This is a genomic window from Chitinophaga vietnamensis (genome assembly GCF_902167635.1).
Classification (GTDB): Bacteria; Bacteroidota; Bacteroidia; order Chitinophagales; family Chitinophagaceae; genus Chitinophaga; species Chitinophaga vietnamensis.
In genome coordinates this window covers 504,417-527,631 of sequence record NZ_CABHMS010000002.1, presented here as the reverse complement: position 1 = coordinate 527,631, position 23,215 = coordinate 504,417, and the positions used below count along the sequence as shown (strand labels likewise).

At 48.6% G+C, this 23,215-nt stretch carries 14 protein-coding genes; 2 read left to right on the top strand and 12 right to left on the bottom strand.

Going from position 1 to position 23,215, the window contains the following annotated elements:
• Positions 1–4: 4 nt before the first annotated feature.
• From FPG75_RS06400 to FPG75_RS06375, 6 genes are all read right to left on the bottom strand, one after another.
• Positions 5–4,468 carry a DUF6443 domain-containing protein gene (locus FPG75_RS06400; RefSeq protein ID WP_143305936.1) on the bottom strand — a complete coding sequence of 1,488 codons (4,464 nt, stop codon included), beginning with the start codon at positions 4,466–4,468 and terminating at the stop codon, positions 5–7.
• Positions 4,469–4,487: 19 nt separating this feature from the next.
• Positions 4,488–8,300, bottom strand: a complete 3,813-nt coding sequence (locus FPG75_RS06395; protein WP_143305935.1) for a DUF5977 domain-containing protein — start codon at positions 8,298–8,300, stop codon at positions 4,488–4,490.
• A gap of 33 nt (positions 8,301–8,333) precedes the next feature.
• On the bottom strand, positions 8,334–9,254 hold the full coding sequence (locus FPG75_RS06390) for a hypothetical protein (protein WP_143305934.1): 921 nt from the start codon (positions 9,252–9,254) through the stop codon (positions 8,334–8,336).
• A 252-nt stretch (positions 9,255–9,506) separates the two neighbouring features.
• Entirely contained in the window at positions 9,507–11,315 is a 1,809-nt protein-coding gene (locus tag FPG75_RS06385; RefSeq protein ID WP_143305933.1) for a glycoside hydrolase family 35 protein, read from the bottom strand.
• A gap of 321 nt (positions 11,316–11,636) precedes the next feature.
• Positions 11,637–12,611 carry a helix-turn-helix transcriptional regulator gene (locus tag FPG75_RS06380; RefSeq protein ID WP_143305932.1) on the bottom strand — a complete coding sequence of 325 codons (975 nt, stop codon included), beginning with the start codon at positions 12,609–12,611 and terminating at the stop codon, positions 11,637–11,639.
• Positions 12,612–12,780: 169 nt separating this feature from the next.
• Positions 12,781–13,590, bottom strand: a complete 810-nt coding sequence (locus FPG75_RS06375; RefSeq protein ID WP_143305931.1) for an SDR family oxidoreductase — start codon at positions 13,588–13,590, stop codon at positions 12,781–12,783.
• A 180-nt stretch (positions 13,591–13,770) separates the two neighbouring features.
• Between FPG75_RS06375 and FPG75_RS06370 the strand changes: the two genes are divergently transcribed.
• Entirely contained in the window at positions 13,771–15,132 is a 1,362-nt protein-coding gene (locus tag FPG75_RS06370; protein ID WP_143305930.1) for an AAA family ATPase, read from the top strand.
• Between the two features lie 42 nt (positions 15,133–15,174).
• On the top strand, positions 15,175–15,762 hold the full coding sequence (locus tag FPG75_RS06365; RefSeq protein ID WP_161596691.1) for an RloB family protein: 588 nt from the start codon (positions 15,175–15,177) through the stop codon (positions 15,760–15,762).
• Between the two features lie 151 nt (positions 15,763–15,913).
• Here the strand turns inward: FPG75_RS06365 and FPG75_RS06360 are convergent, their stop codons facing one another.
• Genes FPG75_RS06360 through FPG75_RS06335 form a run of 6 tightly spaced genes read right to left on the bottom strand, consistent with a single transcriptional unit; the run spans position 15,914 to position 23,213 of the window.
• Entirely contained in the window at positions 15,914–18,361 is a 2,448-nt protein-coding gene (locus tag FPG75_RS06360; RefSeq protein WP_143305928.1) for a TonB-dependent receptor domain-containing protein, read from the bottom strand.
• A gap of 32 nt (positions 18,362–18,393) precedes the next feature.
• Positions 18,394–19,086, bottom strand: coding sequence for a 4'-phosphopantetheinyl transferase family protein (locus FPG75_RS06355; protein WP_143305927.1), 693 nt, complete (start codon positions 19,084–19,086; stop codon positions 18,394–18,396).
• Positions 19,083–19,787: a thioesterase II family protein gene (locus tag FPG75_RS06350; protein ID WP_143305926.1), complete on the bottom strand. Its 705-nt coding sequence runs from the start codon at positions 19,785–19,787 to the stop codon at positions 19,083–19,085. Before FPG75_RS06350 ends, FPG75_RS06355 begins: the two co-directional genes overlap by 4 nt.
• Positions 19,788–19,790: 3 nt before the next feature.
• Positions 19,791–20,222 carry a cobalamin B12-binding domain-containing protein gene (locus FPG75_RS06345; RefSeq protein WP_143305925.1) on the bottom strand — a complete coding sequence of 144 codons (432 nt, stop codon included), beginning with the start codon at positions 20,220–20,222 and terminating at the stop codon, positions 19,791–19,793.
• Between the two features lie 27 nt (positions 20,223–20,249).
• Positions 20,250–21,548, bottom strand: a complete 1,299-nt coding sequence (locus FPG75_RS06340) for a methylaspartate mutase (protein ID WP_143305924.1) — start codon at positions 21,546–21,548, stop codon at positions 20,250–20,252.
• A 12-nt stretch (positions 21,549–21,560) separates the two neighbouring features.
• A complete protein-coding gene (locus FPG75_RS06335) occupies positions 21,561–23,213 on the bottom strand; it encodes an ATP-binding cassette domain-containing protein (protein WP_143305923.1) in 1,653 nt (550 codons plus the stop codon).
• Between the last annotated feature and the right edge of the window lie 2 nt (positions 23,214–23,215).

Genomic DNA, 23,215 nt, shown 5'->3' with positions numbered 1-23,215 from the left:
AGTACTATTTTTCTCTTATTAATGGGAAAAATTTAAATATAACAGATCCTTGTTGATTGGGCAGTAACATAGGGTTGTTATTATAAAGACCTGTTACGTTAGACGTGCTTCCTTTCTTGAAGCTCATAAGTGCATTAAAATAATTAATATAAGTATTATAATTGACACCTTTTGCATCATACAATAAGTAATTATAGGCCTGCCCATACATTACCCCCGCATTATTATCCATTCTTGCAGGAGGTTGGAGACCACCCATAGCACTACCATTTAGTGCTGCATTCATTGCTACTGCCTGCCCAAATAAGTATGCCCCTACTTCATTATTTACAGATGCACCGCTTTGTTTATTCTCATGCTGATAACCGTGGAATAATTCATGCGCCGTATTCTCTAATTTCTGTGCACCAGGAGTATTTTTCATTAATGCTCCGGCCCAAATCTTACCTCCACCAGAAGCATTTTCTTGGAACTGTAATGCGTCTATTTCTTTTCCTCCCTTCGTAGGGGTTTTATTCATAAAATCAAATTTATTCTCAGAGCCAGAAAGAGTAGTTAAGACCTCCTTGCCTATTTCAGTTGAGTTCATTTGATTTAATGTCTTCATTACGGTAGACACAAACTGATCCTTCCCCTTATATTTACTACCATCTTCATTATACAATCTTCCATTGTTGTAGCGAGCTTTCTGATTATCTCCATAATATATCCAAATCTCCTTTCCATTCGGATCAACAAAGAGTATAGGACTATTATTAGCATAGCCATAAGGAGAATAGCCTATGTACTTGTCTGCCATTGGGTCCTGAACATGCCACCGTCCTATCTGCGCATCATACATCCTGGCTCCGTAGTCATATAACTCCAACCCTGAACCGTCTCCGAACTCTTTTGATTGAAGTTCTTTTCCGTTGTATTTCAAGCGGTTTTCAGAGTAGTTGCTCCCCTTCAACGCATTCGAACTAATCCCCGCCATCGTCAACCCAAACGGATAATAATGCGTCTCCTCCAACAGCGGCCCGCTATTATGCGCTACTACCAGGTTATCAAAGAACACATCTGCACCACTTTCGTTGCTGGTATAAATATACAAAAAGCCTGTCTTCTTGATCGTGAGCCTGTCGGTAGCCAGCGTTTGTAAGGCGTCGGGCGTGCCTTGTACCTGTTTTACACCGCTGTTCTCGTCTACCATATTAAAGCGGTCGTCGAAGAGTACGTAGCTCAGATAGGCCTTGGGCTTATCCGGCAGGTTTTGGCTGGGGTCTTTTTGTTTCAGCTGATCATAGAGGGCGCTACTGTAAGTAGTAGCCATTGGTGAACCCGGTCCTGTGGCGCTATGTGATCCATCGGCTACGCTACCGCCGCTGAAGGCAGATAGCAAGGAACCCAACATCGCGCTGCTGGTGGTACTGGAAGTGTTGGCAGCGGTGCTTTTATAAAATGCTTTGACACCGAGCTGGATGGTATCGCCGGCCATTACCCGCAAAACCAGTGACGGGCCTACCTTCTGGCCGTTGGTAGCATTCAATTTAGCTACGTAGTCGTTAGGATTGGTGGTGCCGTCAACAGGATAGCCTACCGGCTTGGGTGCGCGGGTAACATCGATATTGCTGAACAACGCATTCTCTGTGGCGCTGGCAGCGGTTTCCATAGTGGCTGCGTATTGGTTGGCATCACTCTGTGTGCCTAATACCATCCGGATATTTCCTAAATGATCTTTTACAAAATAGTCGAAGGCGTATGCTAATGGCTGGCCTGTCTTGAATACCGGGCGGATGCGGCCATCTTCATGACTGATCAGCTGCAAGGTATCATTGGAATAGACCTGTCCCCCAAGATAATCGGTTACGGTGGTTTTGGCAGGATTGCTTGTATTATCAAGTACCGTTTTCCTCAATTTGTTGCCAGCTGCATCGTACAAGTAAGTGATAGTACCTTTACCCGTGATGATAATGGTATCCGGAAGATTGAGATGATTGTAACTGATAGACGCGATGCCCTTATTCAGGTCCTGGATAAGGTTACCGCTGGTATCATATTTATAGTCGTTGCCAGCGTTAGTTCCATTGATGAAATCCCCTAAACCCGCGCTGGACGTGTTGATAGGATCGGCTACCGCCATCAGTTTATTACTGTTTGAACGGTAACTGTATGTTAATTGATCGATGGTAGAGGGTGTAATGCCTATCATCCCTTTCTGGGTCATCGAGAGGATGTTGCCATTGGCATCATAGTTAAGACCACTTACAGAAAAATCAACCTTGTCACGCGTCCAGTTGGCGCCATTTGTATTCTGCTGGTTGAAGTCGGCGATAGTAATGCGATTGACTTTATCATAGCTGTAGCCATAAGCCCGTGGCGTACCATCGGAACCGCTCTTCCATTTGATGCCAGAGATATTACCATTAAACTGGTTACTGCTGAAACCATAGTCGTAGCTGAGCTCCTGGCCGAACCAGTTGCTGGTGCTGCCGGCTGTATTCACAAAGCTCTTGTTGATGCCCTTCAGCCAGCCTCTGAGGTTGTATTCATAGTTCAGTGTTTCCAGTTGCGCGCTTGCGCTGGAAACCCCTATCCTTTTGCTTTTGAGTTGTCCCAGCTCATCGTAGCTATTCTCTTCGATTGTTCTCTCCAGACTTACATTATCATTCAAACGCTTTTTGATAGATACCAACCGGCCGCCATCATCATACTGATTCATGGTGAGCAAAGTGGTTTGAGGGGTAGCGCCGCTGCGTACGTTTGTTTGTCGCAGGTAAGTACTTAATATCTTGCCGCTAAAATCGTATAATGTTGTCAGTACATCCTTCCCACCGGTATTGTTGTTGGAGACGGTCTGAATGGCGCGGCCTTTATCATCATAGTAGGTGCTGGTGGTAAGCCATTGATTAGTTTCCAGCACACGCACTTTAACTCCGGTGGTAAGTCCCATGATAGCCGCGCTGGCGGAAGCAGGCAAGGCTTCTGCATAGGGATTGCTGCCTGCTTGTGGCTTTGTGATATCGCCACTTACATAATCGAGTTTGCCATTGTAGTTGTAATTATCGTAGAAGGTGTAAGTCAGTGGCGTTAATGCGCTGCTGGCAATTCCGGGCAGGGGGTTCGTTACCGTAACAGATGTAGTGCCATTATTAGCATTAGCGTTGATCTCTGCTGAAAATTCAGCGCCAGTACCGGAATCAAATCCATCTTGTACCGTAATGCTGTTAGTGGCCTGGTATAAAGAACTGCCATCATAATTACCCAATACCAGGTCGGCAGTGCCTGGGAACGTATAGGCGATCGCGGTAGTATTGGATACTGCCGTGTTCATACTGGTTTGCAGTGCATCCCGGCTCGATGAGGAACGGTATAAGGCCGTCATCGTTGGCCTGTTGAGGTTATCGTAAAATGTCACCAGCCAGTTGCCCTGATCCCTGAGATTGCCGGTTCTGCTGAATACCAGCCTGTCGCGCACATCGTACACCATTTCAGTGGAATCTGCGCCAGGCACCTTCTTCACGATCATGCGGTTACGGCCATCGTAGCGATAAGCAAAACAAAGCTCGGCAGCCATGTCTGCACTGATGCTCCAATTGGCGCTAATCAATTCCACTGCCCGCGGTGCGATCACAAAACGCAGGTTGCCCAGGTCGTCATACACATAATAGGTGCAAAGCCAGCCTACGTGCGCCGTGCCGGGAGTTGCAGACAGCTGCACTTTCTTCAGTACAACATGACCTTCTTTATCTTTATATTCCACCGACTGGTTGCCGGCTTCATCGATGATAATATTTTTGTACAGCGTTCCAGCGGCATAGGTAGTAGTGCTCACCGGAATAACAGCATTGATACTCCACAGGCGAACAGAATCCGCTACAGTATTCACCAGATACTGATTTTGCACCGCGCGGTTCCCTCCTTCTTTTGCCCAGCTGTTGCCAGCTGAATAGTTATTCAACACGCGATTAAGCGGAGATGACTCGAATTCTGTCTGACTATAATAAATACTTTCCCCGTTAGCGCCGGGATTCAGTGCAGCATTCTGATAAAACGATGCCTGGCTATTAAAAGGATTGGTTTTGAATTTGCCATCGCTGGCGTCCTGCTGCGCATATGGAAGATATTTATACTGCTCCCTTCCGAATGCATCATATACAACAGGCGTCACCAGATCTTTGCCTGTTGCGCTTATTCCTTTAGCAACCGTTTGTATCGGCCGGCCCAAGCCATCAAAATACTGCGTGGCCTGTTTTACTTCTGCCACCGATCTTGCAGCAGCGCTCACCACAGCGGTATCAGTAGTGGGCATGCTGGGTGTCCAGGTACGGATATAGTTAATAGTGGAATTATTGTAAGCCGCTGGTGGCGTAACAGCTGTGGCGGCGGGCCGCTGACTGGCATCGGGCGACTGCGCACATACCCCTGCATTTAGCAGCAATAACACCGTCGTAAAAAAAATTTGTTGTATAGAGAATCTCTTTTGCATGCTGATGCTTATTTATTGGTTAACGCACGGTGTATCCATAACCACTTTGCAGTGTAAAAGTATAATTGGTGGCAGGGGCTCCCGGTGTTTGTGATTGCCGTTCTGAAAGAAGGAAGGCTGATTTAAGCACCTGGTAGGAGCCATTGCAGGTGGAGCTTTCATTAGTAATGGTAGTAGTATTATCAGGTGTGGTGACCTTTGTAATCTTGATATTTACTATCACGCTACCTACTAATGAAACAGGCGTCGTACAGGCATCATCACTGTAGAACCGTACAACCACATCACCCGTTGTAGTCGTAGGCGTTTGAGTAATGTTCTCTAAACGCAATTTTGCATATACCGGTGGCTGGCATTTACTATATTGGTTTGCATAAGCCTGTCCATTAGTATTGATTTCGTTTGTGGCTTTTTGATCGGCATCTGCTTGACTAATAACAGAAGTGTAAGTTCCTGCCGGCACGCTATAGAGTATCCATCCCCCGATTGAATCTGCGGTGCAGTTGCTGCGTATGAACCACTGACTGGCACCGGCATTCTTGAAGTAAGTACAGCAACCATACTTGTTCGCATAGGCCTGACCGTTAGCATTGATATCATTCTGCGCCATCTGGTCGGCATCTGCCTGGCTGATACCCGAATAATAAGTTCCGGCAGGTACGGCGTAATCCACAGGTGTACCTCCACCAACAGTACAATTGTTGCGGGTAAACGTTTGGAACTTATAATTATTGCCCCATATAGGCGTAATAGGAGTCTGATATTTGTAGTCAAACTGGCTTACAATCCTGGTATCTTTATCACGCACCGTTTGCAGCCTTCCGTAAGCATCATAATCATAGTACGAGAGCTTACCGGAAGGATCGGCTGCGGTACTCATACCCACCAGCGGACGATAGGTGTACGTTGATACCAATGCCCCGCCCAGGTTGGTACGTAGCTTGCCCAGCTCGGCTTGAACAGCTGCATCTGTATAATTGGCGGCACTATCAAGCAGGATCTGACTGATATATTGTTTCGCCGCATTATAGTCACTTCCCGTAATTTTAGCCACTGGATAATTGTTATTGTACCCCCAGAAATAAACTTCTTTGGCATCATTAGTTCTGGAACGCTGTAAAATATTCCCCTTAGCATCGTATAGATCAAAGCTGATATCTTCAAGATAACTGTTGTCTTTTATTACCGCGCCACTCTGAACACTGGATTCAACAAAACTGGTAACGGGCGCCGCCAACGCTGTTCTGAAGACTTTATCAGCCACAGGGACCATAGACTTATAAGTAAAGAACAAAGAAGACATCAACCGCTTATTGGTCATATCTACATTTGCGCGGTAGATACTTTTTTCAATTACGGGATTGACAACATTAACATTCTGCATATTCTTCAAACCTGCCGAAATAGCGTCTGTAGCGGTTATACCCGCATAATTGAGCGGATATTTATAACTGGTGAAGATCACCTCTCCTTTACTATTAGTCGCTTTCTCACTAGCCATCAGGTTAGCATAGGTATAATTGTATTCAGCAACTGTACTGGTAGTATTGCCTGTCTGGGTATCATAATCAGTAGTTATCTTCTTCTTCAACAGTACATCCCCTTTAGTCAGATTATATGTAGCATAATTAAACACAGATTGTATTCCGGCTGCGTACAAATCATATGTTGGCGTCGAAAGGTTCTGTACATCTACTTTGTACGCAAGTCCGTAAGGAGACACTTTCAAACCGGTAAATACCTCAGATACCGGGTTGGGAGCAGGTATATAGTATTCATAGCTCTCCTTCTGCCTGATCACGTCACCCGTAACAGGTTTGGTTTCATAAATCGTTTTCTCTGCTAAATAAGGTTTGTTCCAGGGATTATACGTCTGCAAACAATAGGATGGATTCGCCAGAGAAGTACCATTGTTTATGTAGCGGTTTAAACCCGCAGTTGTATTGGGAATATTGAACTTATATGTAATCTTCCCCGCGCCATAGTTTTCTGTAACATCGCTGTACCAACCCTCCTGGCCCTGCACTATGGCCTCCGACAACTCTTCATCTAATGATGAAGCCTGTGTAACCTGCCGTAATTTCTTCACGGTAGCGCCGGGGCATGTAAACAAGGCCAATGCTGCTTTTTCTTTCACTGCCAGCTGGGGATCTGTGGGATCGAAAGTACGCTGGCCATCTCCATAGTAATAGTTTCTGGTTAAGGTAGTACCTTTCACTTTATCATCGCTGCTAATACTGGCTATCCTGAAACCGCCGCCAGTTCTGGCGTAAGCAATACCATTCACCAAAACTTTGTATTGGTTGTACTCGTAGCTGAATGTTCGAGTCCCTCCCGTAGGATAGGTAATCCGTTTCAACATGCCAGCGTCCAATGGGAGCACGCTTCTTTTATCGGTACCGTCAAATGTGATCGATTGAGGATATGATTGAGGAAACGCATTCCCGTTACATACATCAGATGATGCGCCAGGATCACCGGGACTAGTAGTGTAGACATCCTTGCCTACTTGTGTATAGTCAAACTTGCCAAAATAATTCGCGTAACTATATCCTCCGCCAGGGTTGTTTATTCCATATCCAAAGCAATCGTAGTTGGGGAAACGTACATTTTTTGATGTATAGTCAAAGTTATACCTTTCAACCGCCACGTTGTCGGCGCCAGCCACTTGAAGGGAATCCAGAAAATTAGAAGATCCTGAGAGACTGTAAAAGAAGGACACCTTTTTCAATAGTGCTCCCTTCTTATTAGTAACCGTGATAGTACTTACTGTGCCATTAGCGTTCCGGGTTAGCGTTACCAGCTCATTCGGAGTAGTGATGCCGGATAATATTTTCGTATCATAATACTTGATTGTAGCAGGTTGCTCAAGTCCCCTTTGATTATTGTCCGACGAGGGGTAACACAACGGGGAACAGTAAGTTGGGCCATAGCCCTCCAGAATTGTCCTGCTATAAGACGGCATCCCTTCACTTGATTCAGTAAATGATTGGTATTGGAAATTAATGGAATCATTGAAGAGCGTGGTAATCTTGCCCAATAACCAGGCAGAATTATACTTTCGGTATGCACCATTGATATATACCTGTGAGTTTTCATTATTAGCATCTGAAACACCAAATCTATACTGTATTCCATTTCCATCGGTCACATTAAATTCCGTAATACCAACATCCCCGGTTGAATAATTGATCTTTTGCAACGCTGAATTATCCAGCATAGTAACAGTGCGGCTCAAGCGGTTCGTGATAATGAAATTGCCACTGTTACCTGGCAAGCCAATAGTGAATTGATCATATTGCCCATCCAGGTAGTCATTTGAGGATGCAGAAACGGCAGGTTTCTCTCCATTTGGTTGTAATAGCATGTACCTCGCGAGGTACCGGTCACGGTCGTACGAAGATGAAAACCCACTCAGGTAGCTGCTTATCGTCTGCCCGCCGGGAAAATTATTCATATCTGGCATGTCGTAAGCCTCATCCAGCCGGCCATGCACTGTCCTCGACACACGGAACCCAGGGTCCAAGGCCCAGCCAATGCCCACATCGCCGCTCGTTTGGCCATATTTTATACCAGAGGCGTGATAAGATATACCTATGGGTATCTTTATACCGCCTAGTTCAATAGTATAAAAATTGACATTAATCTGAGGTAACCCGTTGTATAGTGAAACCTCATAATTGATGAATTTTTCAAACTCTCTTGAGCGTGGCGATGGCGGAATAATCGTACTTAACTGGTCAGATTGACCGAGAGAAAGCTCAATGCCCGTACAATGAATGACTGCAATAATCAATACCCGCTTCAGCCAGACCGATATGCTATTTTTCATGTTCTTACAATCTTTGAAATATTAGGGGTTCCTCTACTTCCCCTTCTTCTCCAGCGCCTCTATCCGCTTATTCTGCTCTATAATATACAGCGTCAGCTCTTCCACTTTCTTCAGCAGCAGCTTATTCATCTCTCCTACATCCTGACCTTTGGCCTCTACCTCTTCAGCAGTAGGCATTTCCGGCAGATGTCCGTTGGTATGGATGTAATGTTCTACCTGTTGTAAGGATGGCAATTGATATGCGGAGGTGAACACATAGTCAGGCCAGCCGGTTTGTGTTACTTTTATTCTTTTGGCAAAAACATCACCATTTACGGACAACTTGGCTTGCGGGTTGGGAGTGCCGATGCACACATTACCGAATGGATCAATGCGCATACGCTCGGTGCCATCGCCGGTAGAGAATGCGATGAAACCTCCACTGGTTGAATAGCCTCTGTAAAAATTAATGGCGCTATTGAGCACACCGTAGAATTTGTGCTCCAATGCAAATGACACGCTGTTAACCGGCGTTGTAGCATAGGTTTGCACACCCAGGTAAGTATTCGGACTTCCTTCCAACATACGAGCCAATACGGCCGTCAAAGTATTATTGGCCGGCTTTCCGATATCAAGAAAAGCTGCGGGCGTCGTAGTGCCGATACCAATATTACCATTGGCGCTAATGCGCATACGCTCATTGCCAGTAGCAGTAGTAAAGGTCATAAAGCCATCATCTTTGGCCGATCCACGATAGAAATTAATAGCACTGTTCAGCACGCCGTAGAATTTGTGCTCAAATGCGAATGAAAGACTACCAGCCGGCGTAGTGTTGTAGGCTTGCAGACCCAAATAAGTACCCGGACTGGCAGCATTCCCTTCCGGCAGACGACCCAATACAGTAGAAAGGGTATTAATGGTAGCCCTGTTGACATCCAAGGTGCCTTGAGGCAAGGTACTACTACCGACACTCACGTTCCCACTTGGATCCTGGGTAACTTGGGCAGACAGTTGCCCAGACATTGCCAATGCAATAACTACAGTAATGCAAACTCGTTTCATAAGTACAAGTACAATTAAGGATTAACACTCACAAAAAAATAGAAGAATTACATTGCGGGCCAATTTCGTACAGATATAGGGGCAATATACTCTTGGTTACTCACGCCAAAAATAATAATTTCTATCAAAAAAAGAAGGCCTTACATTATCGTAAGGCCTTCTTTTTTATTTATTCAATACATCGAGTATCGGATGATCAATCCCCTGCAAGACTTGCTGCTCCGGCCGGATCAGCTCCAGCACCGTTACCTTATTGGTCCCCTTCTTCAGCCATCCGGCAGGAACGTATAAAGTCTGCTGCGGCCCTACCTGCCAGTAGCGGCCGAGGTGATGTCCGTTGACCCATACCACCCCTTTACCCCATTGCGACATATCCAGGTAAGTATCGCCGGTGGAGGTCAACTGGAAAGCGCCTTCTTTTAGCACTGGCGCGTCTGGCACGCTGGCAGCGGGTTTCACGGCAGGCTGCGTGCTGAAAGGCAGTTTATAATGCAGCCAGTTCAATACCGGCTGACCATCAAGCGTCACGCTTTGTGTGATACCTTTTTTATTTTTAAGTAAATACGCGCCGAAATTAATACGGCCCAGGTTCTCCACGAGGATATCCAGTCTTACTTTGCCTTTGGGAAGATCCAGGGATATGCTGTCCTGATTCAGGCGCCTGTCGAGGATGGCGGCGCGTTTGCCATTGATGAACACCAGGGCGTAATCGCGCAGCTCATTCAGTTTCAGCAATGATGTTTTGCCTCCTTCTACCGTAGTGCGATAGAGCACAAAGCCATAGGCCTGGTGCAGGGCTTCGAACGTCAACGGCTGTACGCTTTTTACGGGTGCGGGCAGGTTGCTCAGTACGGATGCACTGCGGGTGAACTGAACTGCCGGTGTGCTGATGGCGGGCTTCACAGTCGGAACCGGCGGCAGCACCGTGCCTGCGGGCAGGTGCTTTTCAATCACCTCGCGGAAGGCTTTGAACTTAGGCGTAGGATTGCCGGCTTCATCGAGCGGGGCATCATAATCATAGCTGCTCACCTCCGGCGCATAGGCGCTGCTGCCGTCGTAGTTGGCGCCATTCATATAACCGCGGGAGCTGCCGCCATGGAACATGTACATATTGATGGAGATACCCGCTGCCAGCACACGGTCCAGACGGGCGAGGTATTTTTCATAAGGCACGGTATGATGCGCCTGTCCCCAGGAATCAAACCAGGCAGGGTACCATTCTGCAATATAGAAAGGCCCTTTGCCATTGTGATTGTCTCTCACGATCTGTTTCACCTTTTCGGGATCATCGGTACCATTCACGGCAGGTAATAGTCCTGGCAGGTGGCCTTTGGCAACATCCGCACCGGGATCACAGGTGTATAGCAGCCCGTCGAAACCTGCTGCGATGAACATTTTGCGGTTGATGTCCAGGTAATCTTTATCGCTGGCATAGGAACCATATTCGTTCTCGATCTGCGTCATGAGGATGTTGCCTCCGTGGTTGATCTGCATTTTTGATAATTGCTTACCCACCTGCATGATGTAGTTGCGGTAGGCGCTGAGGTACTGCGGCTCTTTGCTGCGCACCTGCAAGCCAGGCTTGTTCTGCAGCCAGTAAGGATAACCGCCGAACTCCCATTCCGCACAGGCATAGGGACTGGGGCGAAGCACGATCCACAGGCCCTCTTCATGCGCGATCCTGACAAATGCAGCCACGTCGTTGTTGCCGCTGAAATCATAATGGCCTTGTTCCGGCTCGTGCATATTCCAGAACACATAAGTGGCCACGGTATTGAGCCCCATGGCACGGGCCATCTTCAGGCGGGAGCGCCAGGCTTCCCGCGGGATGCGCTGGTAGTGCATCTCGCCAGAGATCATCTGAAAAGGTTTTCCGTCCAACAGAAAAGTGGAATCGCCTAATGTAAAGGTGTGCTGTGCTGCCAGCGAGCCGCTGCACAGGAGCATCGACAAAACAAATATTATCTTCTTCATTGTTCTTAAAAGAATAAGCGTGGAAAATAATACAATGCCGCTTGAATTTCTTCTAAAAATGATAACTGGCAGAATTATACCCGGCAAAAAGCCCGGGAACGGAATAAATACCGCTACATTACCACACTATAATCTCCATTGCTGCACATTTTTTATCCACTGCGGCATATCCGATCCATGCAGAAGGTACCAATTTTGGGTATAACGAACATCCTACTTCAAGGCACATGGCTATCATAGCGGGACGTGCCCACGCCCCTTGCTAGCTGTGGATGCCAAACGAAATGGCAATTGCAGCCCGGGCACATCTGTGCCCGGTATTTATTTGCGGTAGTCGGCCGGTGTGCAGCCCGCATAGCCTTTAAAGGCCCGGATAAAACCCGACACAGTATCATACCCCACGGCGTAGGCCACGTCGCTCACGGGTTTCGCGCTCTCGCGCAGCAGCTGCCGCGCTTTTTGCATCCGTAGTTGCAGCAGCCATTCAGACATATTCATGCCATACAACATGCGAAAGCCTTCCGCCAGTTTCCGGGGATGCAGGTGCACAGCCCGCGCCAGCGCCGCTTGTGATGGCGGTTGATCTACTTGCTGCACCAGCAACTCGCTCGCATGATGCAAAGCGAGGATATCATGTTGAGAGAAATGATAACGGGAAGATATTTTGACGGTATTGAGATCCTGCAAATAGAGCAACAGCAAATCGTATATGCGTGCCCGTATGTAGATGTCGCGTTCGGCGCCATCCAGTGAACAGGTGAAGATATTTCCCAGCACTTCCTGCACCCTTGGCGTGATCCGCGCAGCGCCTTGCTGCAGGCCATTGCGGCTGCCATCGCTGAGACTATCGCACACCTGTTGCAAAGAAGGATATTTAACGCCCAGCTCCCTGAGCAGGCCGGTGTGCAGGTTCACCTGGAACACGACCGCCTCTCCCTGCGGGAGACGGGCAGTATGTTCACCCGCAGGAACATAGTAGAGATGATACCATCCTTCGGAGAGGAGCGCATCCCCAAAACCATTGAGTGTGCAAGGCACCTGGCCCCTGAGCACATAGCTGAGGGTGATGATGGAATATTCCGGCGCTACCTTTATCTCCACAGGCATTTTCATCCGGAAAACATGCTGGTAGATGGTAAATTCATGATGATCGATCTCCTGCAACACGAAGGCGCCAAAAGCGCCGCTGATACGGTTCGCTGGCACATGTGTCATGAGGATATCTTCCGCGTGAGGCGGCATGATGGGTGTGATAGTAACACGCTGTTGCAATTGGGGCGGCAAAATAAATTTCATAGCTATGGCGGTTTAGACAGCAACACTACCCGGGAGTGATGCATGTATCCTCTCCTGCTATGGCACGTGCTGCTTGATGATCCCACCAAAGATACTTAGTATTCGCGAAAAGCCCGCCCGAACAGGTTGGGACTGCCGCTCATCCCAAAAGGCTGCGAGCCAATCATCCTCAACCAAAGAAAGATACGGCAATCTCCTTTCTGAATTGTTCATCCCCCAGCTCCAGGCGTCTGGCATACATGCCCCTGGCATCAGCGCCGGCTACGTAGCGCAGCGTGTCTTTGTTGTCTGTAGCGGCTTCATACACCACGTCCGCAATCGTTCCCGCAGAAGAATAAAGCGCGGCACGCTCCGGATTGAAAAATACCTGCTTTACCTTCTCCAATAATGCAGTATACGCCGGATGATCCACCAGCTCCAGGGAGCGGCCAGCGAAATCTGTTAATATCCCGCCCGGTGAAACTGTCTTCACCCGTATCCCGAACCGGTTCAATTCAAACGACAGGCTTTCGCTCCATCCTTCCAAAGCCCATTTAGTAGCGTGATACACGGAATTGAACGGGAATGTTACCAGTCCGCCGATAGAAGTGGTGTTGATGAATAGCCCCGTTTTTCTTTCGCGGAATGCAGGTATGAATGCCTTTGTTACCCGCATTACGCCTAACAGGTTGGTGTTGATCTGCCGGGTAAGCTGCTCGTCGGAAGTCGCTTCAAACGGGCCTGACAGGCCATAGCCCGCATTGTTGAACACCACATCTACCGGGCCGCGCTGCAATGCCTGTTTTACCGTGTTTTCGATCTGTGTGTTATCGGTAACATCCAGCGGCAGCAATGTGATGTTTTCAATTTTAGTAAGCTCCGTTTCTTTTTCCGGGGTACGCATGGTAGCGATCACCTGCCATCCTTTGGCGGCGAATAATTTAGCAGCGGCTTTACCGAGGCCGGAAGAGGCGCCGGTGATGAAGATGGTTTGAGACATGTGAGGTGGTTTGATTGTATGATTAACAGAAAAAAAGAAAGATTGGTTTAATTGAATACGGATACTGCCGCACGAACCTGTCCGTCCATCGCGTGAAAAATACACGAATTACATATAAAATCAATAAATATACACCCCATCTTAATAAAAAAACATATTTTCACGTGAAAATTTCACGCAATGATTATTCGATTGCTTGTCAAAAACCTTTACTCTTTCAATGACCTTACGGAGTTCAACTTACTTCCAGGTCGCTTCTCACGTTTAGCTCATCACGTTTCAACGCACGACAATGTAGAATTACTGAAGTTAAGCGTGATCTATGGCGCTAATGGGGCAGGAAAGAGCAACCTGATTAATACATTATCTCTTTTAAGAGATTTTGTTAAAGATGGTGAAATGCCAATAGAGTTTATAACGGAGACCTTTAAATTTGATAAAAAAGGTCGCACCAAAGATGTTTATATCGGGATAGAGTTTTTCAAAGATGAAACACCTTACTACTATGGCCTTACCATTAACCAGGGTATCATTATTGAGGAAGAATTATTCATCAGCGGCCTGGGTACCAAAGATGACAAAATACTATTTACGCGAAGAGACACTGTCGATGGGAACAACCTGGAACTTCAATTTTCCCCGGAAGTGGAAGACAATAAAGAAACTGCTTTCTTTTCCTCCTTTCTGAAGAATGAAATACTCGGGCGCAACAAGCTTGTATTATTTCATATGAAAAGTAGACAAAATGAAGCTTTCGGGCATCATAAAAATGCAGCCAACTGGTTTGAAAACGGCATTGAAATGATATCTCCATTGGCCCGCCCCCATGGTCTTTGTTTACGACTTGAAAAAGATGCAACCTTCTTCAAATTCGCCACTGATATACTGAGGTCATTCAATACCGGCATTGAGCATATACATATTGAAACAGTACCCATCGAGGAATATTTTGGCGAGGACGATCGCCAGGAGGCTAATAGATTCATCGCGAACCTCAAAGCTAACCCCGAGCGGATAGCTTCCCGAAGGAATGCATATGAAGAAGTAATCTTTGTAATGGAAGATAATAAACCTGTTGCAAAGAGCATATGGTTCTCTCACAATGTAGATAAAGGAACTGCAAGATTCATGTTCTCTGAAGAATCAGATGGTACAAGAAGATTAATGGAGTATCTGCCAGCGCTATATTCAATTGTCAACAAACCTAAAACATTTCTGATTGATGAGATAGAAAGAAGCATCCATCCGCTACTGATCAAAGAAATAATTAAGAAATTTTCGCTCGATACAGCAACAAAGGGGCAATTAATATTTTCTACTCATGAATCTAACCTGCTGGACCAGGAAATTTTTCGCCCTGATGAAATATGGTTTGCCGAAAAAAACAATCATGGCGCCACAGAGCTATACCCACTGAGCGAATTTAAAGAACATCACACTATCGACATTCGAAAAGGATACTTAAACGGCAGATACGGTGCAATACCCTTTCTGGGAAATTTTGTCGATTTAAACTGGGAGAAATATGCCAAAACCAAGTAAATTCTCTTACGAAAAAAGAACCCCTACCGGGATGCATTTTATTTGATAATAGTTTGCGAAGGTCAAAATAGAGAACCTCATTATTTTAATTTTTTTCATGGCATATCCCCACGCGTAAAAGTCATTCCAGTGAGCAGTGAAGATGGTGGCGGCTCTCCAGACAGGCTAATCGATATAGCAAGAAAAAAAGAAGAGGAACTCGCAGCAACAGCCGAAAGAGATAAAGTTTGGTTTATCATCGATACAGACAGATGGAGAACCCATCTCAATAGTATCAGAACAGCCTGTGCCACACGTACGCACTGGCGTGTCGTTCAAAGTAACCCATGCTTCGAAGTCTGGTTGTATTTCCACGCATACAATACGCTACCCCTGATTCATAACATTGACAAATGCAATAGCTGGAAAACACATATTCCACGTGTGATCAAAGGTGGCTTTAACTCCGACTACCATCCGGCAGTTATCGAAACAGCTATCCGTAACGCGAAAAACAACTATAAAGCGATCGGCTACTTTCCAGAAACCGGTAGCACCCAGGTATGGGAACTGGCAGAAGAATTAATTACCGTTGTCAAAAGAAACCTGGATGAAATAAAGGATAGATTCCCTTTGCCTGTAACGATCTGATTAGCGCACTTACTACCCACCTCCCACCTTACTCCCTGTTTCAAGCCAGTATAAAGCCAGTATAAAGCCAATACAACACCAATCCCCTCCAAACAAACAAGCCGCACAAGCTCACGCTTGCACGGCTATCTAAACTAAAACTCCCCCTGTTTTATTTCTCTTTAATTTTCACACGTTCTTTCTCCGGACTGGCACTATCCGCGGCACGTTCGGCCAGTTTCATACCGCTGCGGAAGCGGTAGGTGAAGATGAGGCGCAGGTTCTGTGTTTGCCAGCGATTGAGGGCATACACATCTACGTTCTGATAGCGGCTGGTAGCCTCATATTTATACCAGCGGAAGAGGTCCACCGCATTGAGGCGCAGCGTGGCTTTGCGGTTGAAAAGCTCGCGCTGGAGGCCTAAGCTGAAAGTGCCTACCGGCCGCTGAATGAAAGTACCATCGATGGCGCGGGACGTATAGAGTCCCGCCAGTTCCACCATCCACACAGCGGAGAGCTTCACCTGCTGGCGCAGCTGCGCCGAGAAGGTATTGGCGCTGAGCGAATAGGGCTCGCTGTTGATGATACCTGAATATTTGTAGTTATTAAATTCGAGATAGGCAATGGTGGTAAGATTATCGCCCAGCGGCAATTGCAGGTTGGTATTGATACCGGCGATCCTGCGGGTGCTGATATTCTCCGGACGGATAAACGTTTCATTGGTAGCGCTGCGTTGCTGCACTACTTCCTGTATCACATCATTGGTTTTGTTGTACAGCAGCGTAGTGGTGAGCGCGCCGTCCATGAAGATATGGCTCAACTCTACGTTGTGGCTGTATTGCGGCAGCAGGTACGGGTTCCCTTCTTCATAGGTATATTGATCCAGGTAGAAGCGGAACGGGTTCAGGCTGCGGTAATCGGGCCGTTCGATGCGGCGACTGTAGCTCAAGCTGAGCTTATTCTGCGGATCGAGGCTATAGGCGATCATGGCAGACGGGAACCATTGAAGATAGCTGCGGTCGAAGGAAGCATTGCCATTGAGCTGATGGCCTTTCATCTGCATCTGTTCTGCACGGATGCCGGCTTGCAGCTCTATATCGCCGATGGTCTTCTTGTAATTGATATACCCTGCGTACACATATTCTTTATATAGAAAGTGATTGCTCAGCGAATCATTCGGTATCCAGCTGCCGCCTTTCTGATCGAAGTAAGCTGCATTGTTATCAGTGTTCACATAGCTGTATTTGGCGCCCAGCTCCAGTTTCCCTTTATAGCCCAGTGGCACGCCGTAATCGGCTTTGGCAGTATATATTTTGATATTGCCGGGCATATCGGCCATGAATATACGTGCTGGTTCCTGCGGGTTCCCGGCAGCATCAAAATAGTTATTGTTGAAGTGCTGCACGCTCGTCGTGTTATATTGCAGATAGCTGGCATCGATGCTCAGCTCATGTTCGGAAGAGTCGAAGCGGTGTTTGAAAGAGAGGTCCACTTCGGAGTTGTCCCATTTGCCATCCATATCGGCGGGGGCGATCACCTGTGTTTGCACTTTACCATCGGGGCTTTTCAGCAGGGTATTGTTGTCGGTATTGGAGCGGGCGGGGTTGTGAAAGCCGCTCACCGCGACGCCGAGGGTAGTACGGTCAGATGCATAGAAATCCAGTCCCAGCTTGCCGTTCAGGCTTTGATTGGTACTGCGGGTGAAAGAGTTTTGATCGTAGATGGTCTGGATATTGCCATCGGGACCTTTGCGGAAATTGCGCAGGATGTAGATGTCTTCAAATCCTTTGCGATAGCTGTAACCGCCGTTGCCGAAGAGATTGAATTTGCCGCTGCGGTAATTGAAATTTATATTTTGCGTAGTACCGGGATAACGGCCTTGTATATACGCTACTGCCACGCTGCCGTTGAAGCCGCTGACGTTGGTCTTTTTGGTGCGTATGTTGATCACGCCGTTGCCGGCGGCATCGTATTTGGCAGAGGGGTTGGAGATGATCTCCACCTGGTCTATCTGACTGGCCTGCATGTTGCGCAGGATGCCGGCGAGGTCGGCGCCATTCACATAGGTGGCGCGGCCGTCGATGAACACTTTCACGCCTTGTTTGCCGCGGATGGTGATGTTGCCTTGCTTGTCTACCGCCACGCCGGGAGATTTTTCCAACACGTCCATGGCGGAGCCGCCGGCGGCGGATACCACGCCTTCTGCGTTCACTACGGTGCGGTCGGCATATTGTTCTATCAAGGGGCGTTTACCCGTTACCGTTACCCCTTTCAATGATTTGGCATGCGAGCCCAGGATGCCTTCCGGCAGCTGTAAAGCAGCGCTGTTCACCGTTACGGGGCGCAGCGTGGCGCTCTGGTAGCCTATGCTGCTGATATGGATGAAATAGTTGCCGTAGGGTATCTGCTCAAATACATAGGCGCCGCTAGTGTCGGAAAGGGCGGCTTTCACTACGGAGGAGTCTTGCGCTTTGCGGAGCACTACGGTAGCGGCGATGACCGGCTGGCCGGCGTCGTCTTTTACGTTGCCTGTGAGGCGGGCGCTGTTGTCCTGCGATCGGACGGTCAATACGGTTCCGGTTAACAAAACTGTCAACGCAGCAATGAATAAGGCTTTCATTATAATTTCTTGTTGTGAGGTTTTTTAAAGCGTCAAGTTTCCGAAATATCGATGCCCGAATGCCGGATGGCGCGGTCTATCAGGTCTTCTGCGGGGGCATAGCGCAGGATCGGGTTGGCGGCCTCGGAACAGAGCACCGCGATGTAATCGGTATGTATTTGTAACGGGTGATAGTACCAGGTTTCATGGCAGTTGCCGGTTTTCAGCACGCCACGGTCGGCATACAGGTAGATGGCTTTCACATCGAGGGAAAGCCCCTGCCCTCTTGCCTTTACAAGGCTCTCTTTTTTTGTCCAGAGATGATACACGGCCTCCTGGGATACCGGCTGCCGGAGCATCTCCAGCTCATCACTGCGCAAGGCAGTGGCGATATCCTGCGCCTGTAAACCGTCCTTCCGCTCTACATCGATGCCGATACGCCCGCAGGTAGACAATGCCACCATCACCAGGTTACCGGAATGTGAGAGGTTGAAATCCACGCGGTCGTCGATGAACAGTTTGCCATACTCATTGGCGTATAGCCGTTCGAGTGAGTCGGGGGCATAACCTTCTGCAAAGAGCAGGTCGCGCAGCAGCAGGCGGGCAAACAGCCGGTTCTGGCGGTCTTCCCAGCGGCGGCACTTCACGATGGCCGTACGCATATGCTCCGGTACGCACTGCAGCAGCGCGTTATACAAACGTTCATCCAGCGGACGATTATACAGAAAATAAGAATACGTGATCATCCAAAAACAACTTTCTCCGTTTCATGATTGATCATCTCCGCCAATGCTTTAAAATGGTCGAGGATGAAAAAGTGATTACCTTTCATATGCCTGATCTCAGGCGCATATACCGATTCATCTGCCCAGCCGGCCAGCATCTCGTCCGTGATAGGCTCTTCGGTACCGCTGATCACGGTAAGGGGCACTTCATATTTTCCCAGTGGCTGGTACTGATACAACTCCAATGCTTTCATATCTTCCCGGATAATGGGAAGAAAAAATTCCATCAGGTCATCATTCTCCAATATCTCATCGGGCAAACCTCCCAACTGGCGCAGCTCTTCGCGGAACGCTTTGTCGGGCAGCACATGCCGGATAGTGCGCAGGTGCGTTGTTTTCGGGCTGCCACATCCGGTGATGATGAAACGTAGCGGCAGCTTGCTGCCGGCGGCCTTCAGGCGGTGCAGCAGCAGGTTGCCCAGCATGCCGCCCATCGAATGGCCATAGAGTATATATTCCTGTTGTATATGAGGCTGTATCTGTTGTTCCAGGTCGGCCGCCATCTGCCGGATATCGTCCAGCAAGGGCAGGGCCATGCGCTGGCCTCTGCCTGGCAGCTCCAGCGGCGCCATCGAAATATGGCCGTGCAGCAAGGGTTTCAATGCATTGTAAGCGTACTTGTTACCGCCTGCATACGGCAGCGTGATCAGGTTTACCTTCATCTGTTATACTTGTTTACTAACGGGCGACTGCCGCAGGATCACCTGCAACCGACGGGTGAAATCTTCCATATCCTGGTCGTTGCAATAAGCCTTGTTATAACCGGCTTCTTCCAACTCCACCGCATAAAGATACGACATACTAACATCCGTACTCAGCTTGCCGCCAATGAAAACGGGTTTCTCTTTCATACTGTCCAGCGAGCGCACCTGGCGTATCAATTCCTTGCCTTCAATATAGCCGTGACCGTTAATAGTTGATACGATCAACAGGTCAGGCTGATGCTGCACACAGGCAGATAACAACAGGTCGTAAGGCACGCTGGGGCCGAGGTTCACCACCTCAAAGCCATTCTCCTGCAAAAAGAGCTGGATATATACCAGGTTCCAGTTGTGCGAATCCGAAGGGATCGTGGTGAGTAATGCGATAGGTTTCATGTGATCTATTTTTAACAGGGTAAAGATTTATGGTGTAGATAATTGTTCTTCCGGGATATAAAGACCATCATACTTTTGCTGATTGAAAGACAGCATGTGCAACAACTCCCCGGAGGATAATTGCTTCTTCCGTCGCACGGCATTGTTGCGGATATGGCCTGTGAAGGGCATCTTGCCGGGGTCCGACCAGTAAATAAATCCGGCTTCGTCCAGCTGCGCGCCCGTGAGGCGGCGGTTATCCGGATGCAGGCAATACGGCACATCCCAATAGCCCCGCTTGAAGGCTTTCGCCATGCTTTTTTCCAGGTCGCTGTCGAGGTTCAGCAACAAGTCGATGAGGAAGTCGGCCTCTTCGTATATCTGCGCGGTCCAGGCAGCCACGCCCTCCGGCAGCCCGCTGCGCTGCCTTTCCGCCGTGGCGGCCTGATGGCACCAGGCCAGCGAATTGAGATTATCTTCTATCAAAGGGATCTGGTGCGCCTCTTTCACCGTCTTCACGATCAATCTTTCTGCGCCTCCCTTCACAGCGGCGCGGGCGCTCTCTTCTATCAACGCTCTCGCGCCATGGTACGACTGCGGGAACTTGCCCATGAACGTATAGAATACGATGTGCCAGTCGCTCTGCGGCCCGAGGTATTTGAGGCCCAGCTGCCGTAATGCATGCAGCGCGGCCACATCCTGCGAGGTGTGCGTACCTTGCGCCAGGCTCAGTGAATAAGACTTCACGCCATTGCGTATCATGAAGATCGCTTCTGCGATGGTGATGGCGATCAGGATTGCGGGTGGGCACAATTGCCCCATCATACAACCGCCGAAACTTTCGATATGCCAGGGATCATCGCTGGCGGCGCCGAAGAGCTGGCAACAGGTGCGCCAGGCTTCCATGCTGCGTGCGAGCGGAATGCGGCCATAAGGGAAACAATAAGATATCGGCCCGCCTTCAATGGCATCGATGCCGGCGTTGATGGTGGCTTTGAATATCTCCACGGGCAAAGGGCTACCATGGCGTATCTGCACGGGAAAGCCCGGCTCGCGCAAGCCTTCGATGAGCTGCATATTCTCTTCGCGGGGATAACTTACGATCGGGTAACCATTGAGCTGCATGCCCTCCGCTACGGCCCTGGCAGCGCTGTGAAAATCGCCGCTGCGCGTGAAGCTGTCCAGCGTGATCGTGCCGATGGTAGGCGCATCCAGGCGCTTCACCTCACTGAGGCCAAAGCGCATCTTCGACCGGTCGCTGAAGCCCATGCGCGGCTGCACCACCAGCTGCTGTTGCCGCGCATGCTCTTTTACATATTGATGAAAATAGGCTGTACTCTGCTGCATATAACGGGCTTGTTAACTAACAATTAATTCCGGCTGCCGCGTGTCGCTCTGTATCTTGCCATAATCGAAGCGCAGCACGCGTTCTGCGTAATCGAAATAAGCGTCGTCATGGGTTACCGCGATCACCGTCTTGCCCATGATCTTCATCTCCGGCACCAGCACTTTATAGAAATAGGCACGGAATACAGGATCCTGCTCCGCGGCCCACTCATCCAGTACAATGATCTCTTTTTCTTCGAGCAAGGCGTAGATCAGCGCCAGGCGCTTCTGCTGGCCTTTGGACAACGTAGCTTTGATCACGTTCTTTCCTTCGTTGAAGGTCACGATATCGGTGAGGCGCATCTTGTCCAACAGGTGCATCAGCTGCTCATTATCGCGATGCAAAGGGAAATTGTCGTAGTTCTCGGAGAAGAGGCAATGATCGGTATAGATAGATACCATCTGATCCCTGAACCAGGGATAGTTATCCGGCGTGATCAATTCATCATTGAAATAGATATGACCGGAGCGGGGCATATACAAACCGGTAAGCAGATGCACAAAAGTGCTCTTGCCGCTGCCATTGCCACCCGTGATGAAGATGCTCTCTCCTGCTTTGATTTCCAGGTTGAGCGGTTGCAAACGGAAAGTTTCGGACCTGATCTCGTCATAATATTCATAGGTCACATTTTCGAAGCGGATGCTGCGGAATGGGCCAGCATCGGCACTTTGGCCATGCCCTAATGCAATGCCCTCAGAAGCGCTGAGCACCGTATCAAATTCTTCGAGCCGTTTCACCGCGATGTGCATCAGCGTAAACTCGCGTATCTCCGTGATGATGATACTCATCGGTCCCATGAGATATAGCAGCGTAACAATGAAATTGCTGTTCACGCCGCCAGTGGTGTGCAACAGCGCGGGCAGCAGGAAGAGGATAATACCGATCATCAGGTACCAGGTGTAACTGCCCATCAGCTCATTGCCCATGTGGCGGATCAGCGTTTTCACGGTCAGGTCTTTGGCCCGGCCTCTGTTTACGGTAATATGTTCATGGTAGATGATATCGCTGCGGCGCGTGCTCATCTTGATCTCGCGGAAGCCGCGGAGGAAGTCGTTCACGTTCTGCTGGTATACGTTAGCGAGGTCGCGCACAGTGCTCATATCCCGGTGCACAGCCAGGTTGCGGTAATAGTACACGCCTGCGAGCAGACCTAATATCACCGTGATCAGCGCGGCGCCGCCGGGGTTGATGTAATAGAGGTACAACACGCCGATCACTACCATCACAAATGCGTTGAAGGTTTCGATGAAGGCTTGCGGAAAACGCTGCAAAGTGGTGACATCGGCAACGGCTGTACGAACTTTTTCATCGCCGAGCTTGAGGTATTCTTCGTAATTGGAGAAACGCAGTTTATCGAAGATAGACAGCCCGAGATCATTGCCGAGATCATAAGTAAGGCGTATCATGTACGACTGGAAAAAACGGGCGGTCACGAACGACAGCACGATCAGTCCGCAGTATACCTGCCAGTCGTACTGCCCTACAAAGGGCAAAGGCGTATTCGTGATCTTGTTGTTGATCAACAGCAGCAGGGTGCTTCCCCAGATGCTGTTGATCAGCCCCAGCAGGGCCAGCAGCCAAAAGAACGCTTTCGATTTTTTCTGAAGCAGTTTTAACAGTGCCATGG